This is a genomic window from Brachybacterium sp., assembly GCF_052095815.1.
Lineage (GTDB): Bacteria > Actinomycetota > Actinomycetes > Actinomycetales > Dermabacteraceae > Brachybacterium.
The window spans coordinates 60,545-80,940 of the sequence record NZ_JBQDLF010000010.1 but is presented as its reverse complement, the minus strand read 5'-3'; the positions used below and the strand labels follow the sequence as shown (position 1 = coordinate 80,940).

At 70.5% G+C, this 20,396-nt stretch carries 18 protein-coding genes and 1 tRNA gene; 18 read left to right on the top strand and 1 reads right to left on the bottom strand.

Going from position 1 to position 20,396, the window contains the following annotated elements; all coding sequences use genetic code 11:
- Window positions 1-73 precede the first annotated feature (73 nt).
- The 17 genes from mihF (at window position 74) to pyk (ending at window position 19,402) form a co-directional block, all read left to right on the top strand.
- Window positions 74-400 carry an integration host factor, actinobacterial type gene (gene mihF, locus ACTH43_RS06375; protein ID WP_345080401.1) on the top strand — a complete coding sequence of 109 codons (327 nt, stop codon included), beginning with the start codon at window positions 74-76 and terminating at the stop codon, window positions 398-400.
- A complete protein-coding gene (gene gmk, locus ACTH43_RS06370; protein WP_441444117.1) occupies window positions 400-999 on the top strand; it encodes a guanylate kinase in 600 nt (199 codons plus the stop codon). The genes mihF and gmk overlap by 1 nt, the downstream gene beginning before the upstream one ends.
- Before the next feature lie 83 nt (window positions 1,000-1,082).
- Window positions 1,083-1,445 carry a DNA-directed RNA polymerase subunit omega gene (gene rpoZ, locus ACTH43_RS06365; protein WP_299303474.1) on the top strand — a complete coding sequence of 121 codons (363 nt, stop codon included), beginning with the start codon at window positions 1,083-1,085 and terminating at the stop codon, window positions 1,443-1,445.
- A 24-nt stretch (window positions 1,446-1,469) separates the two neighbouring features.
- On the top strand, window positions 1,470-2,735 hold the full coding sequence (gene coaBC, locus ACTH43_RS06360; RefSeq protein ID WP_441444083.1) for a bifunctional phosphopantothenoylcysteine decarboxylase/phosphopantothenate--cysteine ligase CoaBC: 1,266 nt from the start codon (window positions 1,470-1,472) through the stop codon (window positions 2,733-2,735).
- A 5-nt stretch (window positions 2,736-2,740) separates the two neighbouring features.
- A complete protein-coding gene (metK, locus tag ACTH43_RS06355; RefSeq protein ID WP_441444082.1) occupies window positions 2,741-3,949 on the top strand; it encodes a methionine adenosyltransferase in 1,209 nt (402 codons plus the stop codon).
- Window positions 3,946-4,362, top strand: coding sequence for a phosphoribosyl-AMP cyclohydrolase (hisI, locus tag ACTH43_RS06350; protein ID WP_441444081.1), 417 nt, complete (start codon window positions 3,946-3,948; stop codon window positions 4,360-4,362). The genes metK and hisI overlap by 4 nt, the downstream gene beginning before the upstream one ends.
- Entirely contained in the window at window positions 4,355-5,980 is a 1,626-nt protein-coding gene (locus tag ACTH43_RS06345) for an anthranilate synthase component I (RefSeq protein WP_441444080.1), read from the top strand. The genes hisI and ACTH43_RS06345 overlap by 8 nt, the downstream gene beginning before the upstream one ends.
- The gene (locus ACTH43_RS06340; protein ID WP_441444079.1) at window positions 5,977-6,678 is read left to right on the top strand and encodes a Trp biosynthesis-associated membrane protein; all 702 of its coding nucleotides are present in this window, start codon (window positions 5,977-5,979) and stop codon (window positions 6,676-6,678) included. Before ACTH43_RS06345 ends, ACTH43_RS06340 begins: the two co-directional genes overlap by 4 nt.
- A gap of 111 nt (window positions 6,679-6,789) precedes the next feature.
- On the top strand, window positions 6,790-7,134 hold the full coding sequence (locus tag ACTH43_RS06335; protein WP_441444078.1) for an HGxxPAAW family protein: 345 nt from the start codon (window positions 6,790-6,792) through the stop codon (window positions 7,132-7,134).
- A 32-nt stretch (window positions 7,135-7,166) separates the two neighbouring features.
- Entirely contained in the window at window positions 7,167-7,598 is a 432-nt protein-coding gene (locus tag ACTH43_RS06330) for a DUF2752 domain-containing protein (RefSeq protein ID WP_441444077.1), read from the top strand.
- A gap of 76 nt (window positions 7,599-7,674) precedes the next feature.
- On the top strand, window positions 7,675-8,508 hold the full coding sequence (gene trpC, locus ACTH43_RS06325) for an indole-3-glycerol phosphate synthase TrpC (RefSeq protein ID WP_441444076.1): 834 nt from the start codon (window positions 7,675-7,677) through the stop codon (window positions 8,506-8,508).
- A complete protein-coding gene (gene trpB / locus ACTH43_RS06320; protein ID WP_441444075.1) occupies window positions 8,505-9,848 on the top strand; it encodes a tryptophan synthase subunit beta in 1,344 nt (447 codons plus the stop codon). The genes trpC and trpB overlap by 4 nt, the downstream gene beginning before the upstream one ends.
- Window positions 9,845-10,672 carry a tryptophan synthase subunit alpha gene (gene trpA, locus ACTH43_RS06315; RefSeq protein ID WP_441444074.1) on the top strand — a complete coding sequence of 276 codons (828 nt, stop codon included), beginning with the start codon at window positions 9,845-9,847 and terminating at the stop codon, window positions 10,670-10,672. Before trpB ends, trpA begins: the two co-directional genes overlap by 4 nt.
- 60 nt (window positions 10,673-10,732) lie before the next feature.
- Window positions 10,733-11,662, top strand: coding sequence for a prolipoprotein diacylglyceryl transferase (gene lgt, locus ACTH43_RS06310; protein WP_441444073.1), 930 nt, complete (start codon window positions 10,733-10,735; stop codon window positions 11,660-11,662).
- Between the two features lie 117 nt (window positions 11,663-11,779).
- The gene (gene gltB, locus ACTH43_RS06305) at window positions 11,780-16,357 is read left to right on the top strand and encodes a glutamate synthase large subunit (protein WP_441444072.1); all 4,578 of its coding nucleotides are present in this window, start codon (window positions 11,780-11,782) and stop codon (window positions 16,355-16,357) included.
- A complete protein-coding gene (locus tag ACTH43_RS06300; protein WP_441444071.1) occupies window positions 16,350-17,828 on the top strand; it encodes a glutamate synthase subunit beta in 1,479 nt (492 codons plus the stop codon). Before gltB ends, ACTH43_RS06300 begins: the two co-directional genes overlap by 8 nt.
- A 104-nt stretch (window positions 17,829-17,932) precedes the next feature.
- The gene (pyk, locus tag ACTH43_RS06295; protein WP_441444070.1) at window positions 17,933-19,402 is read left to right on the top strand and encodes a pyruvate kinase; all 1,470 of its coding nucleotides are present in this window, start codon (window positions 17,933-17,935) and stop codon (window positions 19,400-19,402) included.
- 137 nt (window positions 19,403-19,539) lie between these two features.
- On the opposite strand, the gene ACTH43_RS06290 is transcribed toward pyk, so the two are convergent.
- Window positions 19,540-19,625 (bottom strand) — tRNA-Leu (locus ACTH43_RS06290).
- A 122-nt stretch (window positions 19,626-19,747) separates the two neighbouring features.
- Between ACTH43_RS06290 and ACTH43_RS06285 the strand changes: the two genes are divergently transcribed.
- Window positions 19,748-20,386, top strand: coding sequence for an ANTAR domain-containing response regulator (locus ACTH43_RS06285; protein WP_441444069.1), 639 nt, complete (start codon window positions 19,748-19,750; stop codon window positions 20,384-20,386).
- Window positions 20,387-20,396: the final 10 nt, after the last annotated feature.

Sequence of the window (20,396 nt, the reverse complement as noted above, 5' to 3'; positions counted from 1 at the left end):
GGGTTACGCTCTTCCCACATCGAGGTCCTCCCGGATCTCCCCGTCACCAGCAAGAGAACAAGAGGTAAGAACTGTGGCTCTCCCTCCCCTCACCCCTGAGCAGCGGGCCGACGCCCTGAAGAAGGCAGCCGAGGCTCGTCGCGAGCGCGCCGCCATCAAGGCCCGGCTCAAGGACAGCGCCGGACACCGCGGCGAGGAGATCAAGAAGGTCCTCAAGGAGGCCGAGACCAACGAGGTCGTCGGTCGTCTGCGCGTCTCCGCCCTGCTGGAGGCCCTCCCGGGTGTCGGCAAGGTCAAGGCCCAGCAGATCATGGAGGAGATCGGCATCTCCCCATCCCGCAAGATCCGCGGCCTCGGCTCCCATCAGGCTGAGAAGCTCGTCGCACACTTCTCCGAGTGATCGACCACTCCACCACCGGGGCCGGCGCCGTGAAGGCGTCGGCCCCGGTGACTGTGCTCGCCGGGCCCACGGCCGTCGGCAAGGGCACCGTCTCCGCAGCGATCCGCGCGCGATACCCGCAGATCTGGTTGTCCGTCTCCGCCACCACCCGCGCCCCGCGCCCCGGTGAGGTCGACGGCGTGCACTACCGCTTCGTGAGCGAGGAGGACTTCTCCTCGCTGATCGAACAGGGGCAGATGCTCGAGTGGGCCGTGGTGCACGGTCGCAACAAGTACGGCACCCCGCGGGGCCCTGTCGAGCAGAAGGTGTCCGAAGGGCGCCCGGTCCTGCTCGAGATCGATCTTGCCGGCGCCCGCCAGATCCGCGAGTCGATGCCCGAGGCACGCTTCGTGTTCCTGGCCCCGCCGGACTGGGACACCCTGGTGGACCGACTCGTCGGGCGTGGCACCGAGGACTCCGAGGAGCGCGAGCGCCGCCTGCAGACGGCGAAGATCGAGCTCGCCGCAGAGGGCGAGTTCGACGTCACCATCGTCAACGACACCGTGGACCGCGCCGCCGATGAGCTCGCCGGGCTGCTCGGCGTGCGCGACCTCACCTGACCCCGCACGCTCTCGCCCTCGCCCCCGAGCTCACAAGGGCGTATCCTGAAGCGTCGCACGCCGAAACTCATGAAGGGACATCCGTGGCCGGAACAGTCGCTCAGCCCGAAGGCATCACGAACCCCCCGATCGACCGTCTCCTCGAGACTGTCGATTCCAAGTACGCCCTGGTGCTCTACGCCTCCCAGCGCGCTCGCCAGATCAACGCGTACTACTCGCAGCTCTCCGAAGGGCTGCTCGAGTTCGTCGGTCCGCTGGTGGATGTCGACAACCAGGAGAAGTCGCTCTCGATCGCACTGCGTGAGATCGATGAGGGCCTGCTGACCGTCCGCGAGATCGACGAGGAGGAGTACGCCGCGCAGAACGAGCCGGATCCGAATGCTCCGGCCCCGCTGATGCTCGGCGACGACGCTCCTGAGGTCCCGCCCTCCGGCTTCACGCTCTGACTCGGCCATCGCCGGGTTGAACCGATGAGCATCCTGTCGCGCCCCCTCGCCGGGGCCCGCGTCCTGATCGGAGTCGGCGGCGGCATCGCCGCATACAAGACCGCGCACCTGGTGCGCGGTCTTGTCGGTGAAGGGGCGGACGTCCGCGTCCTCCCCACTCCCGCCTCCCTCGAATTCGTCGGGGCGGCGACCTGGGAGGCGCTCAGCCACCATCCGGTGCTCACCTCGGTCTTCGAGGACGTCGACGAGGTCGCGCACGTGCGCTTCGGCCAGGAGGCCGACCTGGTGGTGATCGCCCCTGCCACCGCAGATCTGCTCGCACGGATGCGGATGGGTCGTGCCGATGACCTGCTGACCGCCTCATTGCTGGTGACGCGTGCGCCCGTGGTGGTCGCGCCCGCGATGCACACCGAGATGTGGGAGCACCCCTCGACCCGCGAGAACGTGGCAGTGCTGCGCGCACGCGGCGTCACCGTGATCGAGCCCGCCGTCGGCCGCCTCACCGGCCCGGATTCCGGGCCCGGCCGGCTCCCGGAGCCGGCGGCGATCCTCGAGGCCGCGAGAGCGGCGATCACGGCCCCGCGCGACCAGCACGGAGCCGTGCGAAGGGACCTCAGCGGCCGCGAGCTGCTGATCACCGCCGGCGGCACCCGCGAGGATCTCGACCCGGTGCGCTTCCTCGCTAACCACTCCTCGGGCAAGCAGGGCTGGGCCCTCGCGCATGCGGCCCTCGTCCGCGGCGCCCGGGTGCGCCTGGTCGCCGCCAACGTCGACCTCGACACCCCGCCCGGTGCCGAACGTTTCGATGTGGGCAGCGCCGCCGAGCTCGCGAGCGTCGTCGCGGCGCATCGAGGTGAGGTGGATGCGCTGGTGATGGCCGCAGCAGTGGCCGATTTCACCGCTGCCGCGCGCGCGGACGCGAAGATCAAGAAGGACGACGGCGATGACGAGTCCGTGCCGGCCATCGCCCTGCGCCGCACCGAGGACATCCTGCGTCACAGTGTGCTCGACCGCGCAGACTCCCAGCGGCCCGCGATCGTCGGCTTCGCGGCCGAGACTGGCGGCGACGGCTCCACGGCTCTCGACCTGGCGCGCGCCAAAGCGCGACGCAAGGGCGCGGACCTGCTGGTCTTCAACGACATCAGCACCGGAGTGTTCGGCGCGCCCGACAACTCCGTGCGCATTCTCGACCGCGACGGTCAGGAAGTTGCCTGTGCCGAGGGCAGCAAGACCGCCGTCGCCCACGCGGTGCTCGACGAACTCGTCACCGCCCTCCCGGAAGTACCCTGATCCTCATGACCTCCAGCAAGCTGCGCACCTTCACGTCCGAATCGGTCACCGAAGGGCACCCAGACAAGATCTGCGACCAGATCTCCGACGCGATCCTCGACGATCTGCTGGCCCAGGACCGCGATGCGCGCGTCGCGGTGGAGACGCTGGTCACCACCGGGCTCGTCCACGTCGCCGGGGAGGTCCGCACCTCCGGATACAGCGACGTCTCGACGATCGTGCGCAATGTGATCCGGGAGATCGGCTACGACTCCTCCGAGAAGGGCTTCGACGCCGATTCCTGCGGTGTGCAGGTCTCGATCGGCGCGCAGTCCCCGGACATCGCCCAGGGTGTCGACAACTCGCTCGAAGCTCGCGGTGATTCCACGGCAGAGGCCTTCGCGCGGCTCGGCGCCGGAGACCAGGGACTGATGTTCGGCTACGCCTGCCGGGACACCCCGGAGCTGATGCCGCTGCCGATCCACGCCGCGCACCGCCTGACCCGCAACCTCTCGACCGCTCGCCGCGACGGGGTGCTGCCCTACCTCCGCCCCGACGGGAAGACCCAGGTCTCGATCGGCTACGACGAGGACGGCGTGGCCCGCAGTGTCGAGGCGATCGTGGTCTCCACCCAGCACAGCGAGGAGGTCGACCTGCTCACCCAGCTGGCACCGGCGATCTCCAAGGTTGTCATCGCCCCGGTGCTCGAGGACCTCGAAGCGCTGGGCCTGGACACCACGGATGTCACCACCCACATCAACCCCTCCGGCCGCTTCGTGCTCGGCGGGCCCAAGGGCGATGCGGGACTGACCGGTCGAAAGATCATCGTGGACACCTACGGCGGGATGGCCCGTCACGGCGGGGGCGCGTTCTCCGGCAAGGACCCCTCGAAGGTCGACCGCTCCGGCGCCTACGCCATGCGCTGGATCGCGAAGAACATCGTCGCCGCCGGTCTCGCGGACCGCTGCGAGGTGCAGGTCGCCTACGCGATCGGGGTCGCCGAGCCGGTGGGTCTGTACGTCGAGACCTTCGGCACCGGCCACGCTCCCTCGCACCAGATCGCCGCTGCGGTGCGGAAGGTCTTCGATCTGCGCCCCGCCGCCCTGATCGACGCTCTGGACCTGCTGCGTCCGATCTACTCGCTGACCTCGGTGCACGGCCACTTCGGCCGTGAGCTGCCGGAGTTCACCTGGGAACGTGCCGACCGTGCCGAGGAGCTGGAGCGCGCACTGTGAGCACCCTTGATCGCGCCTCCGCTGACGGTTCCCTGCCCGTCTCGGGTCTCGACCCCGCCCTCGCCTCCCGCCTCAAGCGGGACGTCGACGGCCTGCTGACCGCTGTGGTGCAGGACGCCACCGACCAGCGGGTGCTGATGGTGGGCTGGATGGATGACGAGGCGCTGCACCGCACCCTCAGCACCGGCCGCGTCACCTACTGGTCCCGTTCCCGCGGGGAGTACTGGCGCAAGGGCGACACCAGCGGTCACGTCCAGTGGGTCCGCTCCGTCGCGCTGGACTGCGACGCCGATACCCTGCTGATCCGGGTGGACCAGGTCGGCGCGGCCTGCCATCGCGGGACCGACACCTGCTTCGACGGCGGCGATCTCGATGCCGTCGTCCTCGACCCCACGGAGCGCAGGCATGACTGACCTTCCCCTGACCGGCCCGGGCACCGACGGTACTGCCGAGCCCGCCGAGCCCGTCCGCGCGGCTGCCTATCCGGAGCAGGTCGGCGGCCGGGAGGGGGACGCGCTCGGCGTGATCACCCCGGACCGGGCGACCTTCCGTGAGCTCGCCGCCCGGCAGCGGGTAGTGCCGCTCAGCGTCCGCCTGCTGGCCGATGAGGACACCCCGGTCTCGCTCTACCGTCGGCTCACCGCCGATGGCGACACCCGTGGCACTTTCCTGCTCGAATCGGCAGGCGAGGGAGAGGCATCGCGGTACTCGATCATCGGCACCAGGGCGCGCGCCGTCCTCACCGAGCGCGACGGCGAGGCGCACTGGCGCGGCGACGTCCCGGCCGGGGTCCCCACCGCGGGCAGCCCGGTGGAGGCGCTGCGTGCGGTCACCAGCGCCTTCCACGCCGCCCGGCAGCCGCATCTGCCGCCATTCTCGGGTGGGCTGGTCGGCTTCATCGCCTACGACGCCGTGCGGCACTGGGAGAAGCTGGACGCCTCCCCACCGGACGAGATCGGGTTGCCGGACCTCTCGATGTTGCTCGCCCAGGACGTGGTGGTCCATGACGCCCATGACTCGACCGTGGTGCTGGTCGCCAACGCCCTGAACCTCAACGCCACGGCCGACGGGGTCGACGCCGCCTACGACGACGCGCTCGCGAGGCTCGAGAGGATGCGCGAACGGCTGCGCACCCCGGTGAGCACCGGGCCGATCGTCTATGACGCGTTGCGCGAGCTCGAGCCCAAGGCCCGCACCTCCCAGCTCGAGTACGAGCGGGCCGTCCACGAGGCCGTCCAGGACATCATCGACGGCGAGATCTTCCAGGTGGTGCCCTCGCAGCGGTTCTCGCTGCCGGTCTCCGCCGACCCGCTGGACGTGTACCGCGTGCTGCGGCGGATGAACCCCAGCCCGTACATGTACCTGCTGCGGACCGTCGACGCCGAGGGCGAGCCGATCGACGTGGTCGGAGCCAGCCCCGAATCCTTGGTGACGGTGCGCGGGACCACCGCCACCACCCACCCGATCGCGGGCTCGCGTCCGCGCGGCGCGACGCCGGAGGAGGACGAGCGCCTGGGCAGCGAACTGCTCGCCGACCCGAAGGAACGCTCCGAGCACCTGATGCTGGTCGACCTCGCCCGCAATGATCTGCAGAAGTTCTGCGCCCCGGGCACCGTGGTGGTGCGCGACTTCATGCACATCCAGCGCTTCTCCCACATCCAGCACATCGTCTCCACCGTCACCGGCCATCTGCGCGAGGGTGCACTGGCCTATGACGCGCTGCGCGCGACCTTCCCGGCCGGGACCCTCTCCGGTGCGCCGAAGCCCTCGGCGATGCGGATCATCGACCGCCTGGAGCCCGTGCGACGCGGCGTCTACGGAGGCACCGTCGGTTACATCGACTTCGCCGGTGACATGGACATGGCGATCGCGATCCGGACCGCGGTGATCAAGGACGGCACCGCTCACGTCCAGGCCGGTGGGGGAGTGGTCGCAGATTCCGACGCGACCATGGAGCACCGCGAGACCCAGTCCAAGGCCGCCGCCGCGCTGCGGGCCGCGGCCTCGGCCGAGACCCTCCGCCCGGCATGAGCGAGCAGCCCCCGGCCCGGCACCCTGCCCGCCTCGGTCGCCGCGCCACCGTGCTCGCCGCGACCGCAGCCTCCGCGCTGCTGGCCGGGGCGACCCGCACCACCTGGATCCACGCCACCGCACCCGATCTGACCGGCACCGCCCAGCAGGTCGAGGTGCTGGGGTCGGAGGCGGCTCCGGCAGTGCTCGCGCTCTCCCTGGCGGCGATCGCGGCCTCCCTCGCCACCTCGCTCTCGTCGGCCTGGCTGCGGTTCCTCACCGGACCGGTGCTGATCGTGACCGGCGTGGGAGCGGCCTTCGCCGCCTTCTCTGCGGCGCAGGCCCCGCAGGACGCCGCGGGCTCCGCAGTGGCTTCCGCGACCGGGGTGCTGGGAGCCGCGGTGCAGGCAGAGGCGACCTCCTGGCCGCTGCTGACCCTGATCCCGGCTCTCGCCGTCGCCGTGATCGGCGTGCTCGTACTCGTGGTCGGCCGGTCCTGGCCGACCGGCAGCCGTTATCGCAGCGCGGCACTGGCGGCGCCTGTGCGTCGCGGTGATCCCGCCGAGGACCCTGCCGCAGCGTGGGACGCGCTCACCCGCGGTGAGGACCCGAGCCTCAGCAGCGGTGAGGTGGACAGCGAGGACACCGCTCGCGGTGAGGGCGAGGGCGAGGACCGTCCCGAACCTCCCGTTCAGGGGCGGCCCGGCACTGCCGGGTGATCCTCCTCACCGGATGCGACGGGGCCTCGCGCCACGCCGCGGACCGGGCGCCTCGGACGGCGGATGACGTGGCACAATGGCCCCGACCGGGACCCTGACTGGAGAAGGATCATGCCGAAGACCTACGCTGTGCCGCCGCCCCCTCATCACAACGAGGGCAAGACCGTTGCGGGCTGGACCATGAACCTCGGCATCGTCCTCGGTTCGATCCCCATCGCGGCCGGCATGATCCTGTCGGACATGACGATTCTGATCTGGATCGGCGCCGGCATCATCGTGCTGGCCATCGTGGTCGGTGTTGTGCTCTCCCTGGCCGGGCTCGGCCAGCCCCGCGGCTACAGCCAGCTCTCCGCCGAGGTCACCGCCGATGGCGGCGCGAACGCGCGGGGACATGTGCCCGCCGATGGCGGCACCAACGCACGGGGCAATGTGCCCGCCGAGGCCGACGCCAGGTGATCGACGCGGCGAGGAGTGGGCACGGCGGCGCCGTGCTCCACGCTCCCGCCCGCAGCCCTCGTCGGGCTCTCCTGCCGCTCGCGATCGGCATCGGCGGCGTGGCCGTCGCGGCCGGGGTGCAGCTGGTCTTCGACCCGTTCCGCACCCACATCCCGCTGTGCATCCTGAATCACCTCACGGGGCTGGAGTGCCCCGGCTGCGGAGCGATCCGTGCCGTGCACTCCCTGCTCGCCGGTGATCTGTTGCTCGCGTTGCGGAGCAATGCGCTGGTGACCATTGCGATCCCTCTGGTCGCGGCCGGGCTCCTGACCTGGGCGGTGCGTCGTGCCCGAGGACTGCGCACCGACCTGATGCCCTCGAAGCCGGTGCTGCTGGGTCTGGTCGGCATCGCAGTCCTGTTCGCGGTGCTGAGGAACCTGCCAGCTTTCTGGTTCCTCGCCCCGATCTCCTTCGTCGGCGGCTGACCCCGCCCGCCGGCCACCCTTGCGGAACCCGCGGCACAGCGTGCCGTACCGCTCCGACCTGCTGCAGGAGGCATGCGTGACCACCACCGGAACCGTCCTCGATGAGATCATCGACGGCGTGCGCGAGGACCTCGCGCCGCGTCGCGCCGCCGTGCCCGATGTCGAGATCCAGCGCCTGGCCAGGGCTGCCGGTCCGGCTCTGGATGCCCGGGCGAGCCTGCGCGGTGATGGCACCACTATGGGCCTGATCGCCGAGGTCAAGCGTGCCAGCCCCTCCAAGGGAGCTCTCGCCGAGATCCCGGAGCCGGCCGAGCTCGCCGCCGTCTATGCCCGCGCAGGCGCCTCCGCGATCAGTGTGCTCACCGAACAGCGCCGCTTCCGCGGAACCCTCGCCGATCTCGATGCGGTCCGTGCCCGGGTCGAGGTGCCCGTGCTGCGCAAAGACTTCGTGGTCGAGCCGTACCAGGTGTTCGAGGCCCGTGCCCACGGTGCCGACCTGGTGCTGCTGATCGTGGCCGCCCTCGACGACGCCCAGCTGCGCGAGCTGTACGAGCTCATCATGGAGCTCGGCATGCAGGCGCTGGTGGAGGTCCACACCGACCAGGAGCTGGACCGTGCACTCGCGCTCGGAGCGGACATCATCGGAGTCAACGCCCGCAACCTCAAGGACCTCAGCGTCGACCTCGGGCGGGCCGCGGACCTGCTGCGCCGCATCCCGGCGGGGCCGCTCGCGATCGGTGAGTCCGCCGTCCTCTCGGTGGCGGACGTCGAGGCCTACGCCGCCGCCGGCGCCGACGCGGTGCTGGTCGGCGAAGCGCTCGTCACCTCGGGAGACCCGGCCGCTGCAGTGACGTCGTACCGCCAGGTGGCCCGTCGCGGCCGCCCCCTCACGGAAGGAGCTCAGGCATGAGCAGCCCCGACCACGAACGTTCCCTCTCCGAACGAGTCGTCACCGACCTCACGCGCCCGCTCTCCGAGCTGCGCTCCGAGGCGGGTCCCTACTTCGGTGATTTCGGTGGCCGCTTCCTGCCCGAGGCGCTGGTGCCCGCCCTCGATGAGCTCACCGAGATGTACGAGAAGGCGATCATCGACCCCGAGTTCATCGCCGAGCTGCAGCACCTCGCCGCCGAATACACCGGGCGGCCCTCCCTGCTCTCCGAGGCGCCGCGCTTCTCCCAGCTCGCCGGCGGTGCCCGCATCCTGCTCAAGCGCGAGGACCTCAACCACACCGGCAGCCACAAGATCAACAACGTCCTCGGGCAGGCGCTGCTGACCAAGCGCATGGGCAAGACGCGGGTGATCGCCGAGACCGGTGCCGGCCAGCACGGGGTCGCAACGGCCACCGCAGCAGCGCTGTTCGGCCTCGACTGCACCATCTACATGGGCGGCGAGGACACCGAGCGCCAGGCGCTCAACGTCGCACGGATGCGCCTGCTGGGTGCGGAGGTGATCGCTGTCGAGCAGGGTTCACGCACCCTCAAGGACGCGATCAACGAGGCATTCCGCGACTGGGTCGCGAACGTCGAGACCACCCACTACCTGCTGGGCACCGTCGCCGGCCCGCACCCTTTCCCGGCCATGGTGCGCGACTTCCACCGCATCATCGGCGAGGAGGCCCGGGCGCAGACCCTCGAGCGGGTGGGCCGCCTGCCCGACGCGGTGGTCGCCTGCGTGGGCGGCGGCTCCAACGCGATGGGGATCTTCCACGCCTTCCTCGACGACACCGACCCGCTGGTGCGCCTGATCGGCTGCGAGGCCGGCGGCGACGGGATCTCCACCGGTCGCCACTCCGCGACCATCACCGGCGGCACCCCCGGCGTGCTCCACGGAGCCCGCAGCTTCGTGATGCAGGACGAGGACGGCCAGACGATCCCCTCCCACTCGGTCTCCGCTGGCCTGGACTATCCCAGCGTCGGCCCCGAGCACGCCTGGCTGGCGGACATCGGCCGCGCCGAGTACCGCGCGATCGACGACGGCCCCGCCATGGAGGCCTTCGCCCTGCTGTCCATGACCGAGGGCATCATGCCCGCGATCGAGTCCGCCCACGCCCTGGCCGGTGCGCTGGTGCTGGGCCGTGAGCTCGGCGAGGACGCCGTCATCCTGGTGAGCCTCTCCGGCCGCGGGGACAAGGACGTGGACACCGCCTCGCGCTGGTTCGGCCTGGTCGGGGACGAGCCCGCCCGCGCCGATCTGTCCGCGCTGCGCGCTGCGGCCCGTGAGACCACCGACCCGGCAGAGGAGTCCCGATGACCACCGCTGAGAACCACCGCCTGCGCGCAGACGAGGTCCTGGACCGCGCCCGCGCCGAGAACCGGGCCGCGCTGATCGCCTACCTCCCCGTCGGCTTCCCGGATCTGGAGCGCTCGATCGAGGCCGCGCGGATCCTCATCGACCACGGCGCCGACATGATCGAGCTGGGACTGCCCTATTCCGATCCGGTCATGGACGGAGCGGTCATCCAGGAGGCCGCCGCCGCCGCACTCGAGGGCGGGACCCGCACCCGCCACGTGCTCCAGGCCGTCGAGGCGCTCTCCGGCCGCGGCGCCGCGATCCTCGTGATGAGCTACTGGAACCCGATCCTCGCCTACGGGCCCGACGCCTTCGCCCGCGATCTCGCCGCAGCCGGCGGCGCCGGCGTGATCACCCCGGATCTGATCCCCGATGAAGGCGCGGACTGGATCGCCGCGAGCGAGAAGCACGGCGTGGACCGGGTGTTCCTGGTCGCGCCCAGCTCGCCCCGTGATCGGCTCGAGCATGTGGTCTCGCACACCCGGGGCTTCGTGTACGCAGCGAGCACCATGGGCGTGACCGGAACCCGCGCGAGCGTCTCCGCAGCGACGGAGGGCCTGGTCGAGCGCACTCGCGCGGCCGGCGCGAAGAACGTCTGCGTGGGACTCGGCGTCTCGAACGGTGAACAGGCCTCCCAGGTCGGCGCGTACGCTGATGGAGTTATCGTCGGGTCCGCGTTCGTCCGTGCCCTGCTCGAGAACCAGGACGACGACGCCGCAGCCCGCACCGCGCTCGCGGCCGTGGCCGATGACCTCCGCGCCGGCGTCGAACGCGCCCGCGCGTGACCGCCAGCGAATGACCTGAAGCCCCGATAGCCCGATGAGCCGAGAACAGGAGATGCCGCGATGATCCCCAGCTCTCCGATCTCTGCGCTCTCCCTCGGCCCGCTGACGATCCACTTCTACGCCCTGTGCATCCTCTCCGGGATCGCGGTGGCGATGTGGTGGGCGACCAAGCGCTGGGAGAAGCGCGGCGGAGACGGCGACACGCTGTTCGACATCATCTTCGTCGCGGTGATCGCCGGCATCATCGGCTCCCGCATCTGGCACGTGCTCACCTCGCCGGCGCCCTTCTTCGGACCCGACGGCGACCCGCTCGCGGTGCTCTACATCTGGCAGGGCGGACTCGCCATCTACGGCGGAGTCGCCGGTGGTGCGCTGGCAGTGTGGATCATGGCGAAGGTGAAGGGCGTCTCCTTCACCGCCCTGGCCGACACCGTCGCCCCCACCCTGATGATCGCCCAGGCGCTGGGACGCACCGGGAACTGGTTCAACCAGGAGCTCTACGGCCCGCCGCTGAACGCCTGGTGGGCCTGGGACGTCACCTGCGTGACCAACGGACAGACCATCGGCGGCTGCGTGCCCGGCACCTACCACCCCACCTTCCTGTATGAGCAGCTGTGGCTCCTCGCCGGCCTGGCCGTGCTGCTGCTGCTCAGCCGCCGCTACCAGTGGGCCGGCGGCAGGATCTTCTGGGCCTACGTCGCGATCTACTCCACCGGTCGCGCCTGGATCGACGCGATCCGCTCCGAGCCGGTGCTGATGATCGGCCCGCTGCGCATCCACACCGTGGTCGCGATCGTGATGGCGCTGGTGGGCGTCGCCATGTTCCTCCTGCTCACCCATCGCAAGCAGCAGCGTGGGGGAGAGGTCGTCGCCGCGGACGGTTCCTTCGAGCTGCCCGCGCAGACGGCGGGCAACGGCCCTGACGAGGACGAGACGGAGAAGTCCGGCACGCCTCCGTCCCCAGCCACGGATCCCTCACCCGGACCGTAGGCACCGCACCCCCGAGCGACGCAGATCGCCAGGACGGGTGGCGAGCCCCGGCACCGGGTGCTCGTCGAATCCGACGAACCCGTCACTGGCCGCCCACTCCGAAGGGCTCTCTGCGTCATGCTCCCGCTCACCTCCCGTTTCTCGTCCTTCCCCGGCCCGCAGGGCCTCTACCACCCCGACTCCGAGGTCGACTCGTGCGGCGTGGCGATGATCGCCACCCTCCGCGAGCCCGGACACCACATCGTCGAGCACGCCCTCACGGCGCTGCGCAACCTCGACCACCGCGGCGCAGTCGGCGCCGAGGAGAACACCGGCGACGGCACCGGCATCATCCTCCAGCTGCCGGACGCCTTCCTGCGCGAGGTCAGCGGGCTCGACCTGCCGCCCGCGGGCTCCTACGCCGCGGGCACCGCCTTCGTGCCGCGCGACGCCGCGGGCCGGGCCGAGGTCCTCGGCGCCGTCGAGCGGATCTCCGCGGAGGAGGGGCTGCAGCTCCTGGGCATCCGCGAGGTCCCCACCACCGACGGGCTCGTCGGCCCCTCGGCGGAGGCCGTGCGGCCGGACATGGTCCAGGTCTTCCTCGCCGATGCGGCCGAGGCGCGCAACGGGCTGGACCTCGAGCGGGCCGCCTTCGCGGTGCGGCGCCGGGTCGAGCACGCCACCGCCGGGTACTTCCCCTCCCTCTCCACGCGAGTGATGGTCTACAAGGGCATGCTCACGCCCTTCCAGCTCGACGAGTTCTACCCGGACCTGCGCGATCCCCGCCTGGCCACCCGGATCGCCGTCGTGCACTCGAGGTTCTCCACGAACACCTTCCCGGCCTGGCCGCTCGCCCAGCCGTTCCGCACCCTCGCGCACAACGGCGAGATCAACACCGTGATCGGCAACCGCAACCGGCTCCGTGCGGCCGAGGGGTCGATGGTCACCGGTGCCTTCGGCGAGGACTTCGCCCGCCTGCTGCCGGTGAACACCCCTGGAGCCTCGGACTCGGCGAGCCTCGACGAGGCGCTCGAGCTGCTCCACCTCAGCGGCCGCTCCCTCGTGCACTCCCTCATGATGCTCATCCCCGAGCCGTGGGAGAACGACGAGTCGATGGACCCGGACCTGCGAGCCTTCTACGAGTTCCATGCCGCGCTCCAGGAGCCATGGGACGGCCCGGCCGCGGCCGTCTTCACCGACGGCACCCGGGTGGGCGCGCGTCTGGACCGCAACGGGCTGCGTCCCCTGCGCTACTGGGTGATGGAGGACGACCTGGTGGTGCTCGGCTCGGAGACGGGTCTGGTGGACCTGCCGCGCAGCGGCGTGGTGCGCACCGGCCGCGTCGCGCCGGGGGAGATCTTCCTGCTCGATCTCGAGCGCGGCGAGATCGTGCCCAGCGAGGAGATCACCCGCGAGGTCGCCACCGAGCACCCGTACCGCACCTGGGTGCGCGAGCAGAAGGTCTCCCTCTCCGAGCTTCCCGAGCGCGAGCACATCACCCACTCCCGCGCTTCCGTGGTGCGCCGCCAGCAGACCTTCGGCTACACCGAGGAGGAGCTGCGCATCCTGCTCGCGCCGATGGCGTCTATGGGCGCCGAGCCGCTCGGTGCGATGGGCACGGACACCCCCATCGCCGTGCTCTCGGAGCGTCCGCGTCTCCTGTTCGACTACTTCACCCAGATGTTCGCGCAGGTGACGAACCCGCCCCTGGACTCCCTGCGCGAGGAGATCGTGACCTCTCTGGGCGTGACGCTCGGTCGCTCACGCAACCTGCTGGACGCGACCCCGCAGCATGCCCGCCAGCTGTCCCTCGACTTCCCGATCCTCGACAACGACGAGCTCGCGAAGATCATCGCGATCGACGCGAACCCGGACACCGCCGACTTCCACACCGTGCGCCTGCGCGGCCTGTACCCCGTGGGAGGCGGCACCGCGGCGCTCGAGCTGCGCCTGCACGAGATCTGTGAGGAGGCGGGCCGCGCGATCGACGAGGGCGCCACCTTCCTGGTGCTCTCGGACCGCGATGCGAACCAGGTCCTCGCCCCGATCCCGTCCCTCCTGCTCACCAGCGCGGTCCAGCACCACCTGGTGCGCACCGGGCGGCGCACCTCTGCGGCGCTGCTGGTCGAGGCGGGCGATGTGCGCGAGGTCCACCATGCCGCGCTGCTGATCGGCTACGGCGCGAGCGCGATCAACCCCTATCTCGCGATGGAGAGCGTCGAGGAGCTCGTCGAGCGCGGCGTGATCAGCGACGTGACCCCCGAGAAGGCGGTCGCGAACCTCAACAAGGCCCTCGGCAAGGGCGTCCTGAAGATCATGTCCAAGATGGGCATCGCGACGGTCGCCTCGTACCGCGGCGCGCAGATCTTCGAGGCTGTCGGTCTCGCCCACGACCTTGTGGAGGAGTGGTTCTCCGGCACCATCAGCCGGATCGGCGGCATCACGCTCGACGTGATCGCTCAGGAGAACGCGGCCCGCCACGCACTCGCCTACCCGGTGGACGGCCAGCGCCCCGCGCACCGCAGCCTCCCCGTGGGCGGCGAGTACCAGTGGCGTCGCGAGGGCGAGCCGCACCTGTTCACCCCCGAGGCGGTCTTCCGTCTCCAGCACTCCACGCGCACCCGTCAGTACGAGGAGTTCCGCCGCTACACCGACGAGGTCGACGACCAGCACGAGCGGTTGATGACCATCCGCGGCCTGCTGCGCCTGCGCACCGGGGCCCTGGAGCCGGTGCCGCTGACGGAGGTGGAGGGGGTCGACGCGATCACCCGTCGCTTCATGACCGGCGCGATGAGCTACGGCTCGATCTCCCAGGAGGCTCACGAGACGCTCGCGATCGCGATGAATCAGCTCGGCGGCATGTCCAACAGCGGCGAGGGCGGCGAGGACCCCGAGCGCCTGCGCGACCCGGAGCGCCGCAGCGCGATCAAGCAGATCGCTTCGGGCCGCTTCGGCGTCACCAGCGAGTACCTCACCTTCGCCAAGGACATCCAGATCAAGATCGCCCAGGGCGCCAAGCCCGGTGAGGGCGGGCAGCTGCCGCCGGAGAAGGTGTACCCGTGGATCGCCCGCACCCGGCACTCCACGCCCGGCATCGGGCTGATCTCCCCGCCGCCGCACCACGACATCTACTCGATCGAGGACCTGGCCCAGCTGATCCACGACGCGAAGTCCGCGAACCCGGCTGCGCGCGTTCACGTCAAGCTGGTCTCCCGCTTCGGCGTGGGCACGGTCGCGTCGGGCGTCTCCAAGGCGCATGCGGATGTCGTGCTGATCTCCGGCCATGACGGCGGCACCGGCGCGAGTCCGCTGAACTCGCTCAAGCACGCGGGCACCCCGTGGGAGCTGGGCCTCGCCGAGACGCAGCAGACTCTGCTGCTGAACGGCCTGCGGGACCGGATCACGGTGCAGGTCGACGGCCAGCTGAAGACCGGCCGTGACGTCGTGATCGCCGCATTGCTGGGCGCAGAGGAGTACGGCTTCGCCTCGGCCCCGCTGGTCGTCTCCGGCTGCGTCATGATGCGCGTCTGCCACCTGGACACCTGCCCCGTGGGCGTCGCCACCCAGAACCCGGAGCTGCGCGCACGCTTCACTGGGAAGGCGGAGCATGTGGTGACCTTCTTCCGCTTCATCGCCGAGCAGGTGCGCGAGCACCTGGCGGCCCTGGGACTGCGCTCCCTCGACGAGGCGATCGGTCGCAGCGACCTGCTTGCCCTGGCCGAGGGTGGGCATGCCGGCACCGCGCTCGGCGCCGCCAAGCGGGAGGGACTGGACCTCGCGGCGATCCTCGCCGCGCCGACCATCCACGAGGGGGACTTCCCCCGTCGTCGACGTGGCCAGGACCATCACCTGGACCGTGCTCCCGACCATTCCTGGATCGCGCAGGCCGACGCCGTGATCGAGGGGATCGAGCGCTCGATCTGCCTCCGCGACACGCTCCGCAACGTGCAGCGCAGCGCCGGCACCCTGCTCGGTCATGAGGTCACGCGCCGCACCGGCGGCGACGGGCTCCCCGACGACTCGATCGTGCTCGATCTCGACGGCACCGGCGGGCAGTCCTTCGGCGCCTTCCTGCCGCGAGGCATCAGCATGCATCTGACCGGGGACGCCAACGACTACGTCGGCAAGGGCCTCTCGGGCGGGATCATCGCTGTGGGCCACGGTGCCGGGACCTCGCCGTCGCTGACCTCCGCACCGATCGCGGGGAACACCTGCGCCTACGGAGCGACCAGCGGCCGTCTGCTGCTGGCCGGCGCGGCAGGGGAACGGTTCGGGGTGCGCAACTCCGGAGCCACCCTCGTGGTCGAGGGCATCGGCGACCACGGCGCGGAGTACATGACCGGCGGTGCGGTGCTGGTGCTGGGCCCGACGGGACGCAACCTCGGCGCCGGGATGAGCGGCGGCACGCTGTTCGTGCTGGATCTGGATCCCAGCCGCCTGAATCCGGCCGACGCCGCCGGCTTCGAGCTCAGCGCCGTCAAGGACGAGCACCGCGAGTTCGTGCTTGAGGCGGTGCGTGATCACGCCGCGCGCACCGGCTCCGACCGGGCGGCCGCGCTGCTCGCGGACGAGGAGGAGCTGTTCGGTCGGCTCACCGAGATCGCGCCGCGCGCCTTCCTCACCATCACCGCGCTCCGTGAGGATGCGGTGGCCCGGGGCAACGACCCCGATGCGAACGATGTCTGGAACGAGATACTGGAGGCCACCCATGGCTGATCCCCGCGGATTCCTGCGCTACCGAGACCGTGAGCTGCCGGCCCGCCGGCCCGTGCCGTTGCGACTGATGGACTGGCGCGAGGTGTACGAGGCTCGTGAGAAGGGCACCCTCGACGTCGTCTCCCGCCAGGCCGGGCGCTGCATGAACTGCGGCATCCCCTTCTGCCACCAGGGCTGCCCGCTGGGCAACCTGATCCCCGAGTGGAACGACCTGGTCTACCGGGAGGATTGGCGGGAGGCGAGCGAGCGCCTGCACGCCACCAACAACTTCCCGGAGTTCACCGGCCGCGCCTGCCCGGCGCCGTGCGAGTCCAGCTGCGTGCTGGGCATCAACCAGCCACCGGTGACGATCAAGAACATCGAGCTCTCGATCGTCGAGCGGGCCTTCGAGGAGGGCTGGCTCGATCCGGTCGAGCCCACCCGCCAGACCGGCCGCTCGGTCGCCGTCGTCGGCTCGGGCCCTGCGGGCCTGGCCGCCGCTCAGCAGCTCACCCGGGCCGGTCACTCCGTGGTGGTGCTCGAGCGCGACGACCGCCTCGGCGGCCTCATGCGCTACGGCATCCCCGAGTTCAAGCTCGAGAAGCGCTTCGTGGACCGACGCCTTCAGCAGATGCGCGCCGAGGGCACCCGCTTCCGCACCGGTATCGACGTGGGCGGCACGGGGGAGGGCGCCTTGAGCGTCGAGGAGCTCCGCTCCCGCTTCGACGCAGTGGTGCTCGCCACCGGTGCGAGCGTCCCGCGCGAGCTCACCGTCCCCGGCCGCGAGGCCACTGGCATCCACCCGGCGATGGAATACCTCACCCAGGCGAACCGTTTGGTGGAGGGGGACTGGATCGAGGATCCGCTCTCGGCCGAGGGCAAGGACGTCGTGATCATCGGCGGCGGCGATACCGGCGCCGACTGCCTGGGCACCGCCCTGCGGCAGGGGGCCCGCTCGGTGACGACCCTCGCGATCGGCACCCAGCCGCCGTCCGCGCGGGACGAGCGCCAGCCCTGGCCCATCCACCCGGTCCTGTTCGAGGTGTCCACCGCGCACGAGGAGGGCGGCGACCGCTCCTATCTCGCCTCGACCACCGGCTTCGAGGTCGACTCCGAGGGCGCGGTCAGCGGGCTCGAGGTCGCACGCACCCGCTTCGTCGACGGCACCCGCGTGCCCACCCCGGACACCGCGACGGTGCTGCCCGCCACGCTCGTGCTGATCGCCATGGGCTTCACCGGTGCCAGTGAGGAGGGGCTGCTCACCACGCTGGGAGTGGACATCACCTCACGCGGCAACATCGTGCACGATGCCGACTGGGCCACCAGTGTGGACGGGGTGTTCACCGCGGGGGACTGCGCACGCGGTCAGAGCCTCATCGTGTGGGCGATCGCGGAGGGTCGCTCATGCGCCGCAGCGGTGGATGAGCACCTGATGGGGGTCACGTCCCTGCCACAGCCCGTGCGCCCCGGCGAGAAGCCTGTCACAGTATGAAAGACTAGGGTTCGACACGCGATGCTGCGGCCCTTGGGCAGCGCACGCGCGCGGGCCCGCTGACTAGGGTCGCGGCCCTACATACGAACTACAGATGGGTTGACATGCGGAAAGCCAAGATCGTCTGCACACTCGGGCCGGCGACCGATTCCTACGAGCAGGTCCGAACGCTGATCGAAGCGGGGATGAATGTCGCCCGGATGAACTTCAGCCACGGAACGCACGATGATCACGCGAAGGTCTACGCGAACATCCGTCGTGCCGCGGAGGACCTCGGCAAGAACGTCGCCGTGCTGGTCGATCTGCAGGGTCCGAAGATCCGGCTCGGAAAGTTCACCGACGGCCCGCACAAGCTCGAGGTGGGCGACAGCCTCACCATCACCACCGATGACATCGAGGGCACCCGGGAACGGGTTTCGACCACCTTCAAGGGCCTGCCGGGCGACTGCCGCCCCGGCGACGTGCTGCTGATCGACGACGGCAAGGTCTCGGTGCGCGTCACCGAGGTGACCGAGACCGAGGTCGTCACCGTCGTCGAGGTCCCCGGACCGGTGTCTAACAACAAGGGCATCAATCTGCCCGGTGTCGCCGTGTCCGTGCCCGCCATGAGCGAGAAGGACGTGGCGGACCTCCGCTTCGGCCTCCGCCTCGGCGCAGATCTCGTCGCGCTGTCCTTCGTGCGTGACGCGCATGACATGGATGACGTCCTGCGGATCATGCAGGAAGAGGGCCGCCGCGTCCCCGTCATCGCGAAGATCGAGAAGCCGCAGGCGGTCCGGGCGCTGCGCTCGATCGTCGGCGCCTTCGACGGCATCATGGTCGCCCGCGGCGACCTGGGTGTCGAGATGCCGCTGGAGCAGGTCCCGCTGGTGCAGAAGCGCGCCATCGAGCTGGCCCGCCGCAACGCGAAGCCCGTGATCGTCGCCACCCAGGTGCTCGAGTCGATGATCGAGAGCCCGCGTCCCACGCGTGCAGAGGCATCGGACTGCGCGAACGCGATCCTCGACGGTGCCGATGCGGTCATGCTCTCGGGCGAGACCAGCGTGGGCAAGTACCCCTTCGAGGCCGTGCGCACCATGGCACGCATCATCACCAACACGGAGGAGAACGGCGCAGACCGCATCCTCCCGCTGGGCACCATTCCGCACACCCGCGGCGGTGCGATCACCCGCGCGGCCGCCGAGATCGGCGATCAGCTCTCCGCGCAGTACCTGGTGACCTTCACCGAGTCCGGAGACACCGCCCGCCGGCTCTCTCGCCTGCGGCCCACCATCCCCCTGCTGGCGCTGACCCCGTACCCCGAGGTCGCCCGCCAGCTGTCCCTGACCTGGGGCATCGAGTCGCACCTGGTGCCGATGCAGAACGACACCGACGCAATGGTCGGCAAGGTCGACGATCTGCTCCGCGAGCAGAAGGGCCTCCAGAAGAACGACCTGGTCATCGTCGCCGCCGGTTCGCCCCCCGGCGTCCACGGCTCGACCAACACCCTGCGCGTGCACCGCATCGGTGACCTCGACGGCACCGAGTCGGCTCGCATCGAGGCGAGCAACATCGCCGCCGGCCCGCAGGGCTGATCCAGCAGGGCTGAGCGACGTTCTGTGAGCTCGCGAGCGGTAGGAGCGCAGCGAGTCAGGAGGGCTGAGCGAGACCCTCATCACGACAATGGCGCCCGCGGCTGCAAAGCCGTCGGGCGCCATTGTGATGTTGGAACTGGTGCCGGGTGCGGGACTCGAACCCGCACGCCCTCACGGACAGCGCATTTTGAGTGCGCCGCGTCTACCATTCCGCCAACCCGGCTGGCCCCCCACGAGGGAGTGCTGGATTAGGATACCGCTGATGACCACCGGCCTCGAACGCGCGGGTGCACGCCACCTGTACGCCAGGCCCACACCGAGACACAGGGCGACATGACTGACGATATGACTTCACTTCCCGACGACGCCCAGGACGAGACTCTGCCCGGTGACGGTGCGCCGCGTCGCACTGCCGTGGTGGCTGAGGACGAGAGCCTCATCCGCATGGACATCGTCGAGACCCTCGCCGAGGCCGGATTCGAGGTGCTGGTAGCCGTGGGTGACGGCGAGAGCGCCGTGGCGAAGGCCCGCGAGCTGCGCCCCGATGTGGTGGTGATGGATGTCAAGATGCCGCAGATGGACGGCGTCACCGCGGCCGAGCGGATCGGCGAGGAGAACCTGGCGCCGGTCGTCATGCTCACCGCCTTCTCGCAGACCGAGCTGGTCGAGCGCGCACGGGACGCCGGCGCGATGGCGTACGTCGTCAAGCCCTTCACCCCCGCTGATCTGCTCCCGGCGATCGAGATCGCGATCTCGCGCTTCCAGCAGATCACGCAGCTGGAGTCCGAGATCGCCGACCTCGGGGAGCGCTTCGAGACCCGCAAGCGCGTGGACCGCGCCAAGGGCCTGCTGCAGACCAACATGGGACTGTCCGAGCCGGAGGCGTTCCGCTGGATCCAGAAGACCTCGATGGATCGTCGCCTGACGATGCGCGAGGTGGCGGATGCCGTGATCGATCAGCTGGGCGGTCAGAGCAAGGACTGAGGTCACCAGG